This window comes from Streptomyces sp. NPDC002623 (genome assembly GCF_053592635.1).
This window is the reverse complement of record NZ_JBSFWB010000023.1, coordinates 143,456-158,787: the sequence shown is the minus strand read 5'-3', so window position 1 is coordinate 158,787 and position 15,332 is coordinate 143,456. Positions and strand designations below refer to the sequence as shown.

14 protein-coding genes are annotated in these 15,332 nt (G+C 71.1%); 12 read left to right on the top strand and 2 right to left on the bottom strand.

Going from position 1 to position 15,332, the window contains the following annotated elements; translation table 11 throughout:
• Positions 1–130: 130 nt before the first annotated feature.
• Together ACWD4O_RS34125 and ACWD4O_RS34120 are read right to left on the bottom strand one after the other, a co-directional pair.
• A complete protein-coding gene (locus ACWD4O_RS34125; protein WP_451285859.1) occupies positions 131–1,792 on the bottom strand; it encodes a hypothetical protein in 1,662 nt (553 codons plus the stop codon).
• A gap of 198 nt (positions 1,793–1,990) precedes the next feature.
• A complete protein-coding gene (locus tag ACWD4O_RS34120; RefSeq protein WP_451285857.1) occupies positions 1,991–4,186 on the bottom strand; it encodes an elongation factor G-like protein EF-G2 in 2,196 nt (731 codons plus the stop codon).
• Between the two features lie 277 nt (positions 4,187–4,463).
• On the opposite strand from ACWD4O_RS34120, the gene pgsA reads away from it, so the two are divergent.
• The 12 genes from pgsA (at position 4,464) to secD (ending at position 15,332) form a co-directional block, all read left to right on the top strand.
• Positions 4,464–5,138: a phosphatidylinositol phosphate synthase gene (pgsA, locus tag ACWD4O_RS34115; RefSeq protein WP_351907907.1), complete on the top strand. Its 675-nt coding sequence runs from the start codon at positions 4,464–4,466 to the stop codon at positions 5,136–5,138.
• Entirely contained in the window at positions 5,135–6,052 is a 918-nt protein-coding gene (locus ACWD4O_RS34110) for a phosphatidylinositol mannoside acyltransferase (RefSeq protein WP_451285855.1), read from the top strand. Before pgsA ends, ACWD4O_RS34110 begins: the two co-directional genes overlap by 4 nt.
• Positions 6,049–7,218, top strand: coding sequence for a glycosyltransferase family 4 protein (locus ACWD4O_RS34105; RefSeq protein WP_451285853.1), 1,170 nt, complete (start codon positions 6,049–6,051; stop codon positions 7,216–7,218). Before ACWD4O_RS34110 ends, ACWD4O_RS34105 begins: the two co-directional genes overlap by 4 nt.
• Positions 7,219–7,252: 34 nt before the next feature.
• On the top strand, positions 7,253–7,804 hold the full coding sequence (locus ACWD4O_RS34100) for a LemA family protein (RefSeq protein ID WP_358807440.1): 552 nt from the start codon (positions 7,253–7,255) through the stop codon (positions 7,802–7,804).
• A gap of 171 nt (positions 7,805–7,975) precedes the next feature.
• Positions 7,976–8,887 carry a pyridoxal 5'-phosphate synthase lyase subunit PdxS gene (pdxS, locus tag ACWD4O_RS34095; protein WP_351907899.1) on the top strand — a complete coding sequence of 304 codons (912 nt, stop codon included), beginning with the start codon at positions 7,976–7,978 and terminating at the stop codon, positions 8,885–8,887.
• A 6-nt stretch (positions 8,888–8,893) separates the two neighbouring features.
• Positions 8,894–9,499 (top strand): pyridoxal 5'-phosphate synthase glutaminase subunit PdxT, encoded by a 606-nt coding sequence (gene pdxT, locus ACWD4O_RS34090; protein WP_451285850.1) that lies wholly within the window; start codon positions 8,894–8,896, stop codon positions 9,497–9,499.
• Positions 9,500–9,547: 48 nt separating this feature from the next.
• Positions 9,548–10,300, top strand: a complete 753-nt coding sequence (locus ACWD4O_RS34085; RefSeq protein WP_351907895.1) for a YebC/PmpR family DNA-binding transcriptional regulator — start codon at positions 9,548–9,550, stop codon at positions 10,298–10,300.
• A 117-nt stretch (positions 10,301–10,417) separates the two neighbouring features.
• Positions 10,418–11,020 carry a crossover junction endodeoxyribonuclease RuvC gene (gene ruvC, locus ACWD4O_RS34080; RefSeq protein WP_451285880.1) on the top strand — a complete coding sequence of 201 codons (603 nt, stop codon included), beginning with the start codon at positions 10,418–10,420 and terminating at the stop codon, positions 11,018–11,020.
• Positions 11,017–11,622 carry a Holliday junction branch migration protein RuvA gene (gene ruvA / locus ACWD4O_RS34075; protein WP_451285847.1) on the top strand — a complete coding sequence of 202 codons (606 nt, stop codon included), beginning with the start codon at positions 11,017–11,019 and terminating at the stop codon, positions 11,620–11,622. The genes ruvC and ruvA overlap by 4 nt, the downstream gene beginning before the upstream one ends.
• Positions 11,623–11,632: 10 nt before the next feature.
• A complete protein-coding gene (ruvB, locus tag ACWD4O_RS34070; protein ID WP_451285846.1) occupies positions 11,633–12,703 on the top strand; it encodes a Holliday junction branch migration DNA helicase RuvB in 1,071 nt (356 codons plus the stop codon).
• Positions 12,704–12,879: 176 nt separating this feature from the next.
• On the top strand, positions 12,880–13,398 hold the full coding sequence (gene yajC, locus ACWD4O_RS34065) for a preprotein translocase subunit YajC (RefSeq protein WP_451285845.1): 519 nt from the start codon (positions 12,880–12,882) through the stop codon (positions 13,396–13,398).
• Positions 13,399–13,532: 134 nt separating this feature from the next.
• Complete coding sequence (gene secD / locus ACWD4O_RS34060) at positions 13,533–15,332, top strand: protein translocase subunit SecD (protein WP_451285843.1); 1,800 nt, start codon at positions 13,533–13,535, stop codon at positions 15,330–15,332.

Here is a 15,332-nt window from a genome sequence, read left to right as displayed (position 1 = left end):
CCGTCGCCATCGAGCCGATCGCCTTCGGCTTCCTCGCGCTCGGCAACCCGATGTGCACGCTGATCTTCGGCAGCCCCCAGGGGCCGGCCCCAGACCACCCGCACGACAAAGCCGCCCAACCGCCGGAGGCCTACGCGTCGTAGGTGTCCGCCTTCTTCGGCGCCACATCCTGCACGGCCCCGCTGAGCGCCGACGAGCGCGAGCTGAACTTCTCGATGTTCACGTCGTGCTCCTTGAGCACCTTGAGCGCGGCCGTGTGCACCACGCGCAGCACCGGGGTGGCCGCCCGCAGCGCGTCGTCCGCCATGAAGCGGTGGCGCCAGGGCTGGTCGGCCCAGGCGTGCCGCAGACCGAAGGGCTCGGGCAGGCCGATGGAGCCGCCGAGCCACTTCAGCAGCGGCGGGTACCAGCTGATGGTGGCGCGTGCGGCCAGCCGGACCACCTCGTCGGCGGTGACCAGCGGAAGCTTGATCGTGCGCGTCTCCCAGAACCGGACGCTCTTGGCGACGGTCTTGGTGGGGGCCTCGGACTTGGTGGTGAACAGGCCGTTCACCGGGCCCAGGGCGTGTCCGGTGACCTCGATGCGCAGCGTCTCGTGCAGCACCGTCACCGTGATCAGCATGGTGATGATCAACTGGCCGTCCCACAGCGGCCACTGGACGCCCAGGTAGTGCCGGTCGCCGCCGCCGAACTGCTGGTTGTTGCAGATGTCCTCTATGGCCCTCGGCTTGACCTGGTAGGCCTCGACGTTGGTGCCCTCCGGCCGGGAGACCGCCTTGGCGTTCTCGCCGACCGGGGTGACGATCCAGTGCCGGACCGCGGGCGGCGGGAAGCCGCCGGTCTTCAGGCTCTGCCGGTTCAGCACGGTGAGCTGGTCGTGGATGGCCCGTACGACGGTCCAACTCCGGAACTGGTGGACGCCCTTGTTGGGGTCGGTCGGCACCAGCTCCTCGGCGAGATGCCACGCGCCCCAGCGGGTGCCCATGCCGAGTATGCCCTTGGGACCGGCGTAGAAGACGGAGTTGGACTGCTGCTCGGCGCTGAGCCGGGCCAGGGACTGACGCAGTTGCTCCGCCGCCGTCTGGTTCGGGCTGGTCGGCACCGCCTCGGGGACCTTGGCGCCGACGCTGCCGCCGGACAGCAGGCTGTCCCAGCGCTCGCGCAGGTCCTTCGCGGTGCCCTCGCAGATCCGCTTGGCCAGGAACCAGCCGGCCACGGGCGCCACGATGCAACCGCGCGCGTACCAGCCCCAGAAGCCGGTGAACGGAATCTTGACGAGGAAGATCACGGCGAGCGCGCCGACGGCGACGAGCAGGCCGGTGGCGAGGCCGGACACCCGCTTGTTCTCCTGCTTGCCCATGGTCGCCCGGAGCTGGAAGACCAGCAGCCACACCAACAGGCCGGGCAGGAAGAGCACTCCGCACAGCAGCATGACGCCGGTCAGCTTCTGGTCGCGCTCCCGGCGGATGCGGTTGGCCGCGAGGCAGTGCTCGACGACGACCTGCGGATCGCTGCCGAAGGACTGGATGAGGGGACTGCGGCCGACGCCCAGCATGCGGTCGATCACCGCCTGCGAGAACGCCTCGCCGAGGTTGGGCCGGAAGATCCGGGCCCACTTGCGGCCGCTGTTGACAGCCGTCTGGTGCCACTCGTTGTCGGCCTTCTTGATGTCCTCGACCGGGTTGTCCCGGTAGGCCGCCGAGGCCAGGCCGAACGTCGGCGTCTGCCCGCCGTCGCCCGTCTGCGGCACCTGTGGTCCGAAGATGTCCGCGTAACCGCTGTCAACGGTCATTCCCGCCCCCGATCGCCGCCACTCTCGCTTCTGCGGCCTTCCCGACTTCCGTGCTCCGCACACCTGTTGATCAGGTCATCAGCGTATCCGCAGGCGCCGACATCCGTCGGCGGACGGCCGAAGCCGCCCGCCGAATCGGAGGGAACTGTTCCACTACGGTGCCGCACCGGCCACTTGAGGCCGCCCGGGCACCAACCGTCAGCCTTCCTGCGTCTGTTGGCGGACCCGCTCGGCGACCTGCGCCGGCATCGGCTCGTGCCGGGCGTACGCGCGCTGGAAGCGCGCCGTGCCGTGCGAGAGGGAACGCAGGTCGACCGCGTACCGGCCGATCTCGATCTCGGGGACCTCGGCCCGCACCAGAGTGCGGCCGCCGCTGGTCTGCTCGGTGCCCAGCACCCGCCCGCGCCGCCCCGACAGGTCGCTCATCACGGCGCCCACGTAGTCGTCGCCGACCAGGACGCTCACCTCGGCCACCGGCTCCAGGAGATGGATCGTCGCCTCGGCCGCCGCCTCCCGCAGCGCGAGCGCGCCGGCCGTCTGGAACGCGGCGTCGGAGGAGTCCACCGAGTGGGCCTTGCCGTCGAGCAGCGTGACCCGGATGTCGACCAGCGGATGCCCGGCCGCCACGCCCCTCGCCGCCTGCGCGCGCACGCCCTTCTCGACGGACGGGATGAACTGGCGCGGCACCGAGCCGCCGACCACCTTGTCCACGAACTCGATGCCCGCGCCGCCCGGCAGCGGCTCCACCTCGATCTCGCAGATGGCGTACTGACCGTGCCCGCCCGACTGCTTGACGTGCCGCCCGCGCCCGCCGGACCGCGCCGCGAACGTCTCCCGCAGGGGGACCTTGTGCGGGACGACGTCGACCTGGACGCCGTAGCGGGAGCGCAGCCGCTCCAGCGCGACGTCCGAGTGGGCCTCGCCGAGGCACCACAGCACCACCTGGTGGGTGTGCTGGTTCTGTTCCAGGCGCATCGTCGGGTCCTCGGCGACCAGCCGGCCCAGCCCCTGCGAGAGCTTGTCCTCGTCGGCCTTGCTGTGCGCCTGGATGGCCAGCGGCAGCAACGGGTCGGGCATCTGCCAGGGCTCCATGAGCAGTGGGTCGTCCTTCGCGGAGAGGGTGTCGCCGGTCTCCGCGCGGCCGAGTTTCGCCACGCACGCGAGGTCGCCCGCGATGCAGTGCGTCAGGGTCCGCTGCTGCTTGCCGAACGGCGCGGACAGGGCGCCGATGCGTTCGTCGACGTCGTGGTCCTCGTGGCCGCGGTCGGCGAGGCCGTGCCCGGAGACGTGGACGGTCTCGTCGGGGTGCAGCGTGCCCGAGAAGACCCGGACGAGGGAGACCCGGCCGACGTAGGGGTCGGAGGAGGTCTTCACGACCTCGGCGACCAGCGGCCCGTCCGGATCGCAGGAGCTCAGGTCGCGCGGCCTGCCGTCGACCGTCGTCACCCGGGGCGCCTCGCGCTCCAGGGGCGTCGGGAAGCCCCTCGTGACCAGCTCCAGCAGCTCGACCGTGCCCAGGCCCTGCCGGGCGCCCTCGGCGGCGGGGGCGGCCGCCAGGACGGGGAAGAACGTGCCGCGCGCGACGGCCCGCTCCAGATCCTCGATCAGCGTCTTGACGTCGATCTGCTCGCCGCCGAGATAGCGGTCCATGAGGGTCTCGTCCTCGCTCTCGGCGATGATCCCCTCGATCAGCCGGTTGCGGGCCTCCTCCAGGTCCGGCAGCTGGTCCTCGCCCGGCTCGGACTCCTTGCGCTCACCGGAGGAGTAGTCGAACAGCGTCCGGGACAGCAGCCCGGTCAGCCCGGTCACGGGCGCGTGCCCGTCGGGCCCCTCGGGCCCGCGCAGCGGCTGGTACAGCGGCAGGACGGCGTCCGGGTCGTCGCCGCCGAAGGCCTCCGCGCAGATCCGGGTCATCTCCTCGAAGTCCGCGCGGGCGGCCTCCAGGTGTGTGACGACGATCGCGCGGGGCATCCCCACGGCCGCACACTCCTCCCACACCATGCGGGTCGAGCCGTCCACGCCGTCCGCCGCCGAGACGACGAAGAGGGCCGCGTCCGCGGCGCGCAGACCGGCCCTGAGTTCCCCGACGAAGTCGGCGTATCCGGGGGTGTCGAGGAGGTTGACCTTGATGCCGTCCCAGTCGACGGGCACCAGGGAGAGCTGTACCGAGCGTTGCTGCCGGTGCTCGATCTCGTCGTAGTCGGAGACGGTGCCGCCGTCCTCCACACGGCCCGCCCGGTTCACCGCTCCCGCCGTGAGCGCGAGAGCCTCCACCAATGTCGTCTTGCCCGATCCGCAGTGGCCGACCAGCACCACATTCCGTACGGACGCGGGGTGGTCGGCCGCTGTAGCCCTGCCGGCGGCTCCGGGATGTGCATTCGCCTTGTCGCCCATTTTCCTTGCCTCCCGTGCACGGTGAGGTCACTGGGGGCGCGGGCACGGCGGCCCCGCGTGCGATGGCGGCTCCGACGACGCCCGCGGTCCTTCGAGCTTTCCACTCCGGTCACCGCGCGTCCATACGGCGGACGCGACCCGGCCGCGCCCCGGAATCCGGCAGGCCGTGACACGGGGGTCCGGGTGCCCGACCGTCGCACACACGCGCGCGTGGCTACGATGGGCCAGCCGGTGGCCAGCAGGGGCCGCGCGGCCACACCGAGCCCTCGGGAAGGCCATGCTGAACAAGTACGCGCGTGCATTCTTCACGCGTGTCCTCACACCGTTCGCCGCGTTTCTCATCCGCCGGGGCGTGAGCCCTGACACGGTCACCCTCATCGGCACCGCCGGCGTGATGGCGGGCGCGCTGGTCTTCTACCCCCGGGGCGAGTTCTTCTGGGGCACGATCGTCATCACGCTCTTCGTGTTCTCCGACCTCGTCGACGGCAACATGGCGCGCCAGCTCGGCCGCTCCAGCCGCTGGGGCGCCTTCCTGGACTCCACGCTCGACCGGGTCGCCGACGGCGCGATCTTCGGAGGCTTCGCGCTCTGGTACGCGGGCAACGGGGACGACATCGCCCTGTGCGCCGTCTCGATCTTCTGCCTGGCCAGCGGCCAGGTAGTGTCGTACACGAAGGCCCGCGGCGAGTCGATCGGCCTGCCGGTCGCCGTCAACGGACTCGTGGAGCGCGCCGAACGCCTGGTGATCTCCCTGGTCGCGGCCGGTCTGGCGGGTCTGCACACGTTCGGCGTGCCCGGCATCCAGGTGCTGCTGCCGATCGCGCTGTGGATCGTCGCCGTCGGCAGTCTCGTCACGCTGATCCAGCGGGTCGTCACGGTCCGGCGGGAGTCGGCCGAGGCGGAGGCCGCCGCCGCGCAGGAGGAGGCCCAGGGGAGCGAGGCCGCGAAGTGAGCGCCCAGGATCGCCTGACCGACGCGCTGTACGGTCTCGGCTGGAGCACCGTCAAGAAGCTCCCCGAGCCCGCCGCCGTACGGCTCGGGCGCACGGTCGCCGACCTCGCGTGGAAGCGGCGCGGCAAGGGCGTACGGCGGCTGGAGAGCAACTACGCGCGCGTGGTGCCGGACGCGAGCCCCGAGCGGCTGGCCGAGCTCTCGCGCGCGGGGATGCGCTCCTACCTGCGCTACTGGATGGAGTCCTTCCGACTGCCCGCCTGGAGCGCCGAGCGCGTCCGCGGCGGCTTCGAGCCCAAGGACGTGCATCACCTCACCGACGGCATCGCCTCCGACAAGGGCGTCATCCTCGCCCTGCCGCACATGGGCAACTGGGACCTGGCCGGCGCCTGGGTCACCACCAAGCTCGGGACGCCGTTCACCACCGTCGCCGAACGCCTCCGGCCGGAGACGCTGTACGACCGCTTCGTCGCCTACCGGGAGGGCCTCGGGATGGAGGTGCTGCCGCACACCGGCGGCGCCGCCTTCGCCACCCTGGCCCGGCGGCTGCGCGACGGCGGCCTGGTCTGCCTGGTCGCCGAGCGCGACCTGTCCGCCTCCGGCGTCGAGGTGGACTTCTTCGGGGACACGACCCGGATGCCCGCGGGACCGGCGCTGCTCGCCCAGCAGACCGACGCGATCCTGCTCCCCGTCACGCTCTGGTACGACGACTCGCCCGTCATGCAGGGCCGTGTGCATCCCCCGATCGAGGTACCCGAGACAGGTACGCGGGCCGAGAAGACGTCTGCCATGACACAGGCGCTGGCAGACGCCTTCGCCACCGGCATCGCCGAACACCCGGAGGACTGGCACATGCTGCAGCGCTTGTGGCTCGCAGACCTGGAACCCCGCCCGTCGGACGGGGCGCCCGAGTGAGAATCGGCATCGTCTGCCCCTACTCCTGGGACGTGCCGGGCGGCGTCCAGTTCCACATCCGCGACCTCGCCGAGTACTTCATCCGGCTCGGCCACGAGGTGTCCGTGCTGGCCCCGGCCGACGACGACACCCCGCTGCCGCCGTACGTCGTCTCGGCCGGCCGGGCCGTCCCGGTGCCGTACAACGGCTCGGTGGCGCGCCTCAACTTCGGCTTCCTGTCCGCCGCGCGGGTGCGGCGCTGGCTGCACGACGGCGCGTTCGACGTCGTCCACATCCATGAGCCGACCTCGCCCTCCCTCGGCCTGCTGACCTGCTGGGCGGCCTCGGGGCCGATCGTGGCGACCTTCCACACGTCCAACCCGCGCTCGCGCGCGATGATCGCCGCGTACTCCATCCTCCAGGCCGCCCTGGAGAAGATCAGCGCGCGGATCGCCGTGAGCGAGTACGCGCGCCGCACCCTGGTCGAGCACCTCGGCGGGGACGCGGTCGTCATCCCCAACGGCGTCGACGTCGACTTCTTCGCCCGGGCCGAGCCCAACCCCGAGTGGCAGGGCGACACGATCGGCTTCGTCGGGCGCATCGACGAGCCCCGCAAGGGCCTGCCCGTCCTGATGCGGGCCCTGCCGAAGATCTTCGCCGAGCGGCCGCAGGCCCGGCTGCTGGTCGCCGGCCGCGGGGACGAGAAGGAGGCGGTGGAGAGCCTGCCCAGGGAACTGCACGCGCGCGTGGAGTTCCTCGGCATGATCAGCGACGAGGACAAGGCGCGCTTCCTGCGCAGCGTCGACGTGTACGTCGCGCCCAACACCGGCGGCGAGAGCTTCGGCATCATCCTCGTCGAGGCCATGTCGGCCGGGGCCCCCGTGCTCGCCTCCGACCTCGACGCCTTCGCCCAGGTCCTCGACCAGGGAGCAGCGGGCGAGCTCTTCGTCAACGAGGACGCGGACGCGCTGGCCGAGGCGGCGGTGCGCCTGCTGGGCGACCCGGAGCGCAGAGCCGAACTGCGCAGCCGCGGCAGCGCGCACGTACGGCGCTTCGACTGGTCGACCGTCGGCGCGGACATCCTGTCGGTGTACGAGACGGTGACGGACGGCGCGGCGGCGGTGGCGGCCGACGACGACCGGGCCTCCGTCGGCCTGCGGGCCCGGCTCGGGCTGGCGCGGGACTGACCTGCCCTCGCCGCCGTAGAGCGCACGGGTAGCCTTGCCGCCCGTGACCGCAACCCTGATCTGGACCCTGGTCGTCCTCGTCGCGATCGGCCTCTACCTGAGCTGGACGGCGGGACGGCTGGACCGGCTGCACGCCCGCATCGACGCCGCCCGCGCCGCGCTGGACGCGCAGCTGCTGCGCCGCGCGTCCGTGGCCCAGGAGCTGGCCACCTCCAAGGTTCTCGACCCGGCGGCCTCGATCGTCCTGTACGAGGCCGCGCACGCCGCCCGGCAGGCCGAGGAGGAGCAGCGGGAGGTCGCCGAGAGCGACCTCAGCCAGGCCCTGCGCGCCGTCTTCGCGGACACGCAGCAACTGGACGTGGTGCGCGAGGCGCCCGGCGGAGAGGCGGCGGCCCGCGAGCTCACGGCGGCCGTCCGCCGCGTCCCCATGGCCCGCCGCTTCCACAACGACGCGGTCGGCGCGGCCCGCAGACTCCGCGAGCACCGCAAGGTCCGCTGGTTCCGCCTGGCCGGCCACGCGCCCTTCCCCATGGCCTTCGAAATGGACGACGAGCCTCCGCCCGTCCTGTCCGACCGGTCGGGCTGAACCGACGGGCGACCTCCGAGCGACCTCCGGCTGGCGTCCGTCCGACCTCCGACCGGCCTCCGGTGGGACGAAAACGATCCACCGGGTGTTCATTGGCCCTTGCTGTGGACTGGTCCACTCGCGTTTCCTCGGTGCTGCAGAAATCCTCTTTTCAACGAGTGAGGTCACCCCGTGTCCAGCACGATCTCCGAAAACCAGACCCCCGAGACCGGCACCGCGCGCGTGAAGCGCGGGATGGCCGAGCAGCTCAAGGGCGGCGTGATCATGGACGTGGTCAACGCCGAGCAGGCGAAGATCGCCGAGGACGCCGGCGCCGTGGCCGTCATGGCGCTGGAGCGGGTCCCCGCCGACATCCGCAAGGACGGTGGCGTGGCCCGGATGTCGGACCCGAACATGATCGAGGAGATCATCGAGGCGGTCTCCATCCCGGTGATGGCCAAGTCGCGCATCGGCCACTTCGTCGAGGCCCAGGTCCTGCAGTCCCTCGGCGTCGACTACATCGACGAGTCCGAGGTGCTCACCCCGGCCGACGAGGTGAACCACTCCGACAAGTTCGCCTTCACCACCCCCTTCGTCTGCGGCGCCACCAACCTGGGCGAGGCCCTGCGCCGCATCGCCGAGGGCGCGGCGATGATCCGCTCCAAGGGCGAGGCCGGCACCGGCAACGTCGTCGAGGCCGTCCGCCACCTGCGGCAGATCAAGAACGAGATCGCCCGCCTGCGCGGCTACGACAACAACGAGCTGTACGCCGCCGCCAAGGACCTGCGCGCCCCGTACGAGCTCGTCAAGGAGGTCGCCGAGCTCGGCAAGCTCCCGGTCGTGCTGTTCTCCGCCGGTGGCGTCGCCACCCCGGCCGACGCCGCGCTGATGCGTCAGCTGGGCGCCGAGGGCGTCTTCGTCGGCTCCGGCATCTTCAAGTCCGGCGACCCGGCCAAGCGCGCCGCCGCGATCGTGAAGGCGACCACCTTCTACGACGACCCCAAGATCATCGCGGACGCCTCCCGCAACCTGGGCGAGGCCATGGTCGGCATCAACTGCGACACCCTCCCCGAGTCCGAGCGCTACGCCAACCGCGGCTGGTAGTCACCGATGAGCACACCTGTCATAGGCGTCCTGGCCCTCCAGGGCGACGTACGGGAGCACCTCGTCGCCCTGGCCTCGGCCGACGCCGTGGCCAGGCCGGTGCGGCGCCCCGAGGAACTCGCCGAGGTCGACGGCCTGGTCATCCCCGGCGGCGAGTCCACGACGATCTCCAAGCTGGCCGTCCTCTTCGGCGTGATGGAGCCTCTTCGCGCGCGTGTGCGGGACGGAATGCCCGTCTACGGCACCTGCGCGGGCATGATCATGCTCGCCGACAAGATCCTCGACCCGCGCTCGGGACAGGAGACCGTCGGCGGCATCGACATGATCGTGCGCCGCAACGCCTTCGGACGCCAGAACGAGTCCTTCGAGGCCGCACTCGACGTGAACGGCGTCACGGGCGATCCTGTGGAGGGCGTGTTCATCCGCGCCCCCTGGGTCGAGTCCGTCGGCGCCGGGACCGAGGTGCTCGCCGAGCACGAGGGTCATATCGTCGCGGTCCGCCAGGGCAACGCGCTCGCCACGTCGTTCCACCCGGAGCTGACCGGCGACCACCGGGTGCACGCCCTGTTCGTCGACATGGTGCGCGCATACCGGGCGGCGGAGTCCTTGTAGGATCTCTGCCGTTCGTATTTGGTTGGGTTACGCGAAGGAGACAGGCAGATGTCCGGCCACTCTAAATGGGCTACGACGAAGCACAAGAAGGCCGTGATCGATGCCAAACGCGGCAAGCTCTTCGCGAAGCTGATCAAGAACATCGAGGTCGCGGCCCGGATGGGCGGCGTCGACATCGAGGGCAACCCGACGCTCTACGACGCCATCCAGAAGGCCAAGAAGCAGTCGGTCCCGAACAAGAACATCGACTCCGCGGTCAAGCGCGGCGGCGGTCTCGAGGCCGGCGGCGCCGACTACGAGACGATCATGTACGAGGGCTACGGCCCGAACGGCGTCGCCGTGCTCATCGAGTGCCTCACCGACAACCGCAACCGCGCCGCCTCCGACGTCCGCGTCGCCATGACCCGCAACGGCGGCAACATGGCCGACCCGGGCTCGGTGTCGTACCTCTTCAACCGCAAGGGCGTCATCATCGTCCCCAAGGGCGAGCTGACCGAGGACGACGTGCTGGGCGCGGTCCTCGACGCGGGCGCCGAGGAGGTCAACGACCTCGGTGAGTCCTTCGAGGTCCTCAGCGAGGCCACCGACCTGGTCGGGGTCCGCACCGCCCTCCAGGAAGCCGGCATCGACTACGACTCCGCCGAGGCCAACTTCGTCCCGACCATGCAGGTCGAGCTGGACGAGGAGGGCGCGAAGAAGATCTTCAAGCTGATCGACGCGCTCGAGGACAGCGACGACGTCCAGAACGTCTTCGCCAACTTCGACGTCAGCGACGAGGTCATGGAGAAGGTCGACGCGTAACGCTGCCGCGAGCCGAGCGGATGCGGCGGGCCGGTGGGACACGTCCCACCGGCCCGCCGTCGTTGTCAGCGGCACCCGATAGCCTGCACAAACAGGAGATCGATGAGAGGGGCGGGTGTGCGGGTACTCGGGGTGGACCCCGGACTGACGCGGTGCGGTGTCGGCGTCGTCGAGGGGGTCGCGGGCCGGCCGCTCACCATGCTCGGCGTGGGCGTCGTACGGACGTCGGCGGACGCCGAGTTGGGGCAGCGCCTCGTCGAGGTCGAGCAGGGCATCGAACGCTGGCTGGACGAGTACCGGCCCGAATTCGTCGCCGTGGAGCGGGTGTTCAGCCAGCACAACGTGCGCACGGTCATGGGCACCGCCCAGGCCAGCGCCGTCGCCATGCTGTGCGCCGCCCGCCGCGGCATCCCCGTCGCCCTGCACACGCCCAGCGAGGTCAAGGCCGCCGTCACCGGCAGCGGGCGCGCGGACAAAGCGCAGGTCGGCGCCATGGTCACCCGCCTGCTGCGGCTCGACGCGCCCCCCAAACCGGCCGACGCGGCCGACGCCCTCGCCCTCGCCATCTGCCACATCTGGCGCGCCCCCGCGCAGAACCGACTCCAGCAGGCCGTCGCCCTGCACGCGGCCAAAGCGTCGACGACGGTCAAAGCACCGACGACAGCCAACGCACCGACGACAGCCAACGCACCCATGACATCGAAAGGCCGTACGGCATGATCGCCTTCGTCAGCGGCACGGTCGCCGCACTCGCTCCGGACACCGCGGTGGTCGAGGTGGGCGGCGTGGGCATGGCCCTCCAGTGCACCCCGAACACGTTGTCCACGCTCCGGCTCGGCCGGCCGGCCAAGCTCGCCACCTCCCTCGTCGTACGGGAGGACTCGCTGACCCTGTACGGATTCGTGGACGACGACGAACGCCAGGTCTTCGGGCTGCTGCAGACCGCCAGCGGGGTCGGCCCCCGGCTGGCCCAGGCCATGCTGGCGGTGCACACGCCGGACGCCCTGCGCCGAGCCGTGGCCACGGGGGACGAGAAGGCGCTCATCGCGGTGCCGGGCATCGGCAAGAGGGGCGCGCAGAAGCTGCTGCTGGAGCTCAAGGACCGACTGGGCGAGCCGATCGGCGCCCCGGCGATCGGCGCGCCGGTCACCAGCGGCTGGCGCGACCAGCTGCACGCCGCCCTGATCGGCCTCGGCTACGCGACCCGCGAGGCCGACGAGGCGGTCGCCGCCGTGACGCCGCAGGCCGAGGCCGCCGCCGGCGCGCCCCAGGTGGGCCAGCTGCTCAAGGCCGCCCTGCAGACCCTGAACCGCGCCCGCTAGGAGAACGTCAGTGAACTGGGACGACACGACCGAAGAGACCGCCCCCGAGCGGCTCGTCGGCGCGTCAGCCGACGGTGAGGACCAAGCCGTCGAGGCCGCCCTGCGCCCCAAGGACCTGGACGAGTTCATCGGCCAGGAGAAGGTCCGCGAACAGCTCGACCTCGTCCTGCGCGCCGCACGCGCGCGGGGCGCGACCGCGGACCACGTGCTGCTCTCCGGCGCTCCCGGCCTCGGCAAGACCACCCTCTCGATGATCATCGCCGCCGAGATGGGCGCCCCGATCCGCATCACCAGCGGCCCCGCCATCCAGCACGCCGGCGACCTCGCGGCGATCCTCTCCTCGCTCCAGGAGGGCGAGGTCCTCTTCCTCGACGAGATCCACCGCATGTCCCGGCCCGCCGAGGAGATGCTGTACATGGCGATGGAGGACTTCCGCGTCGACGTCATCGTCGGCAAGGGACCCGGCGCCACCGCCATCCCCCTCGAACTGCCGCCCTTCACCCTGGTCGGCGCCACCACGCGCGCGGGCCTGCTGCCGCCCCCGCTGCGCGACCGCTTCGGCTTCACCGGGCACATGGAGTTCTACGAGCCCGGCGAGTTGCAGCGCGTGATCCACCGGTCGGCGAACCTCCTCGACGTCGAGATCGACACCGCCGGCGCCGCCGAGATCGCCGGCCGCTCCCGCGGCACGCCCCGGATCGCCAACCGCCTGCTGCGCCGGGTACGCGACTACGCGCAGGTCAAGGCCGACGGGATCATCGACCGCGAGATCGCGGCGGCGGCACTGAAGGTGTACGAAGTCGACGACCGAGGCCTGGACCGCCTCGACCGCGCGGTCCTGGAGGCGCTGCTGAAGCTGTTCGGCGGCGGCCCGGTCGGTCTGTCCACGCTCGCCGTCGCGGTGGGGGAGGAACGTGAGACCGTGGAGGAGGTCGCCGAACCCTTCCTCGTGCGTGAGGGCCTACTCGCGCGTACGCCGCGCGGGCGGGTGGCCACCCCGGCCGCCTGGACCCACCTCGGCCTGACCCCGACCCGCACGCCGACCCGGGGAAGTGGCCAGGGCGACCTGTTCGGGACATGACGCCCGGGGCCACGGCCGCGGCATTGGCCGGGTCAGGAACCCTGGTGCCATGCTGAGCGTTGTTCCATGCGCGCGGACTCGCTTAGACTCCGCCGATGCCGCCGTTGTCGGCAGCACACAACCCCCATCCATCAGGCCGCTCAACCATCGCGGTCGTCTGAAGGAAGTTCCGACCCGTGAGTCCTGTGACCCTCCTCCCGTTCATCGTGCTCATCGGGGCCATGTTCCTGATGACCCGGTCGGCCAAGAAGAAGCAGCAAGCAGCGGCCGACATGCGTAACCAATTGCAGCCCGGCAGCGGTGTCCGCACCATCGGGGGCATGTACGCGACGGTCAAGGAGGTCAGTGACGACACTCTCCTCCTCGATGCGGGGCCGGGTGTGGAACTGCTCTTCGCGAAGAACGCGATCGGCGCCGTCCTGACCGACGACGAGTACAACCGCATCGTGCACGGCATCGAGCACGACCTGAAGTCCGACTCCGACGTCGTCCCGGACGACGCCTCCTCCCTCACCGAGTCCGCCGAGACCGACGACTCCGCCGACGAAGCTGCCGCCGCCTCCGACGACAAGGTCGTCGACCTCGGCAAGAAGGACGGACCCGACGAGGTCCAGGAGAAGGCCGCCGAGGCCGAGCCGGCCAAGGCCGACGAAGAGCCGGAGAAGACCGACGGCGACTCCGAGACGAAGAAGTAGCCCCGTCCCCGGCGCAGACGGGCACACCCGTCCGTGCCGGGGCGCGCGCATTCTCGCCAGGGGATCCCGACACCATGTCATGGCCGCCGCCGCGCTGACCCGGCGTGAGGCGGCCCGAGAGGGAGTACGAGAAGGTGGCAGCACCTAAGAAGGGCCGGAGCGCGAGTGCCCAGAGCAAGCCAGGGCGCTCGCTGGCCCTGATCCTGATCGCCATCGTGGGGCTCACCGGAGGCATGTTCGCCTCCGGTCACACCACTCCGCGTCTCGGCATCGACCTTGCCGGCGGTACCAGCATCACGCTGGAGGCGAAGGCCGACCAGGGATCCGCGATCAACAAGGCCAACATGGACACCGCGGTGGAGATCATGAACCGCCGTGTCAACGGGCTGGGCGTCTCCGAGGCGGAGGTGCAGACCCAGGGCGACCGCAACATCATCGTGAACATCCCCAAGGGCACCGACTCGGAGAAGGCACGGGCGCAGGTCGGTACCACCGCCAAGCTGTACTTCCGTCCGGTGCTGGCCCAGGAGGCCTCCGCCTCCGCCGCCGCCACCCCCTCGCCGAGCGCGTCCACCAGCGGCTCGTCCACCGCCTCGCCGAGCGCTTCCACGAGCCCGTCGGCGAGCGCCTCCGCGACCACCGGCGAGAAGGCGACCTCCTCGACGTCCCCGTCGGCCACCGCCACCTCGCAGGGCCGGGCCGTCACCGACGCGCTGAAGGCCGACTCGACCCCGTCGGCGTCCGCGAGCACCAAGGCGAGCGCCTCCGCCAGCCCGTCGGCCTCCGCGAGCAGCAGCGCCGCCGTCACCGCCGACGACGCCGCGCTGCAGGCCAAGTACGCGGCCCTCGACTGCTCCAAGGAATCGGTCCGCATCGCGGCCGGCGAGGGCATCAAGCCCGGGGACGCGACCGTGGCCTGCGGTGAGATCGACAAGGTCTGGTACAAGTACCTGCTCGGCCCGGCCGCCGTCGACGGCACCGACGTCAAGAAGGCCCAGGCCGTCTACGACACGCAGACCGCCGCCGGCTGGCAGGTCACCATGGACTTCACGTCCAAGGGCTCCAAGAAGTTCGCCGACATCACGGGCCAGCTCGCGCAGAACACCCAGCCGCAGAACGAGTTCGGCATCGTCCTCGACGGCAACGTCGTCTCCAGCCCGTTCGTGAACTCCGCCATCACCGGCGGCCAGGCCCAGATCTCGGGCAGCTTCACGCAGGAGGAGGCCCAGAGCCTCGCCAACATGCTGTCGTACGGTGCGCTCCCGCTCTCCTTCCAGGAGCAGAGCGTGACCACGGTGACGGCCGCGCTCGGCGGTGACCAGCTGCACGCCGGTCTGCTCGCGGGCGCCATCGGCCTCGCGCTGGTCATCATCTACCTGGTGGCCTACTACCGCGGTCTGTCGCTCATCGCGATCGCCTCGCTGCTGGTCTCCGCGGCGCTCACCTACGTGCTCATGGCGCTGCTCGGCCCGGCCATCGGCTTCGCGCTGAACCTGCCGGCCGTCTGTGGAGCCATCGTCGCCATCGGTATCACCGCGGACTCGTTCATCGTCTACTTCGAACGCGTCCGGGACGAGATCCGCGAGGGCCGCACCCTGCGTCCCGCCGTCGAGCGGGCCTGGCCGCGCGCCCGGCGCACCATCCTGGTCTCCGACTTCGTGTCGTTCCTGGCCGCCGCCGTGCTGTTCATCGTCACGGTCGGCAAGGTCCAGGGCTTCGCGTTCACGCTGGGCCTGACCACCGTCCTCGACGTGGTCGTGGTCTTCTTCTTCACCAAGCCGCTGATGACGCTCATCGCGCGGCGGAAGTTCTTCGCGAGCGGCCACAAGTGGTCCGGCCTCGACCCGAAGAGCCTGGGTGCCCAGCCGCCGATCCGCCGCACCCGCCGTCCCGCCGGTTCCGCCGCCGGCCCCGTCGAGACGAAGGAGGCGTGA

Coding starts and splice junctions, on each gene's coding strand:
- ACWD4O_RS34125 (WP_451285859.1), bottom strand. CDS start 1,792: ATGACCGTTGACAGCGGTTACGCGGACATCTTCGGACCACAGGTGCCG.
- ACWD4O_RS34120 (WP_451285857.1), bottom strand. CDS start 4,186: ATGGGCGACAAGGCGAATGCACATCCCGGAGCCGCCGGCAGGGCTACA.
- pgsA (WP_351907907.1), top strand. CDS start 4,464: ATGCTGAACAAGTACGCGCGTGCATTCTTCACGCGTGTCCTCACACCG.
- pdxT (WP_451285850.1), top strand. CDS start 8,894: ATGAGCACACCTGTCATAGGCGTCCTGGCCCTCCAGGGCGACGTACGG.
- ACWD4O_RS34085 (WP_351907895.1), top strand. CDS start 9,548: ATGTCCGGCCACTCTAAATGGGCTACGACGAAGCACAAGAAGGCCGTG.
- ruvA (WP_451285847.1), top strand. CDS start 11,017: ATGATCGCCTTCGTCAGCGGCACGGTCGCCGCACTCGCTCCGGACACC.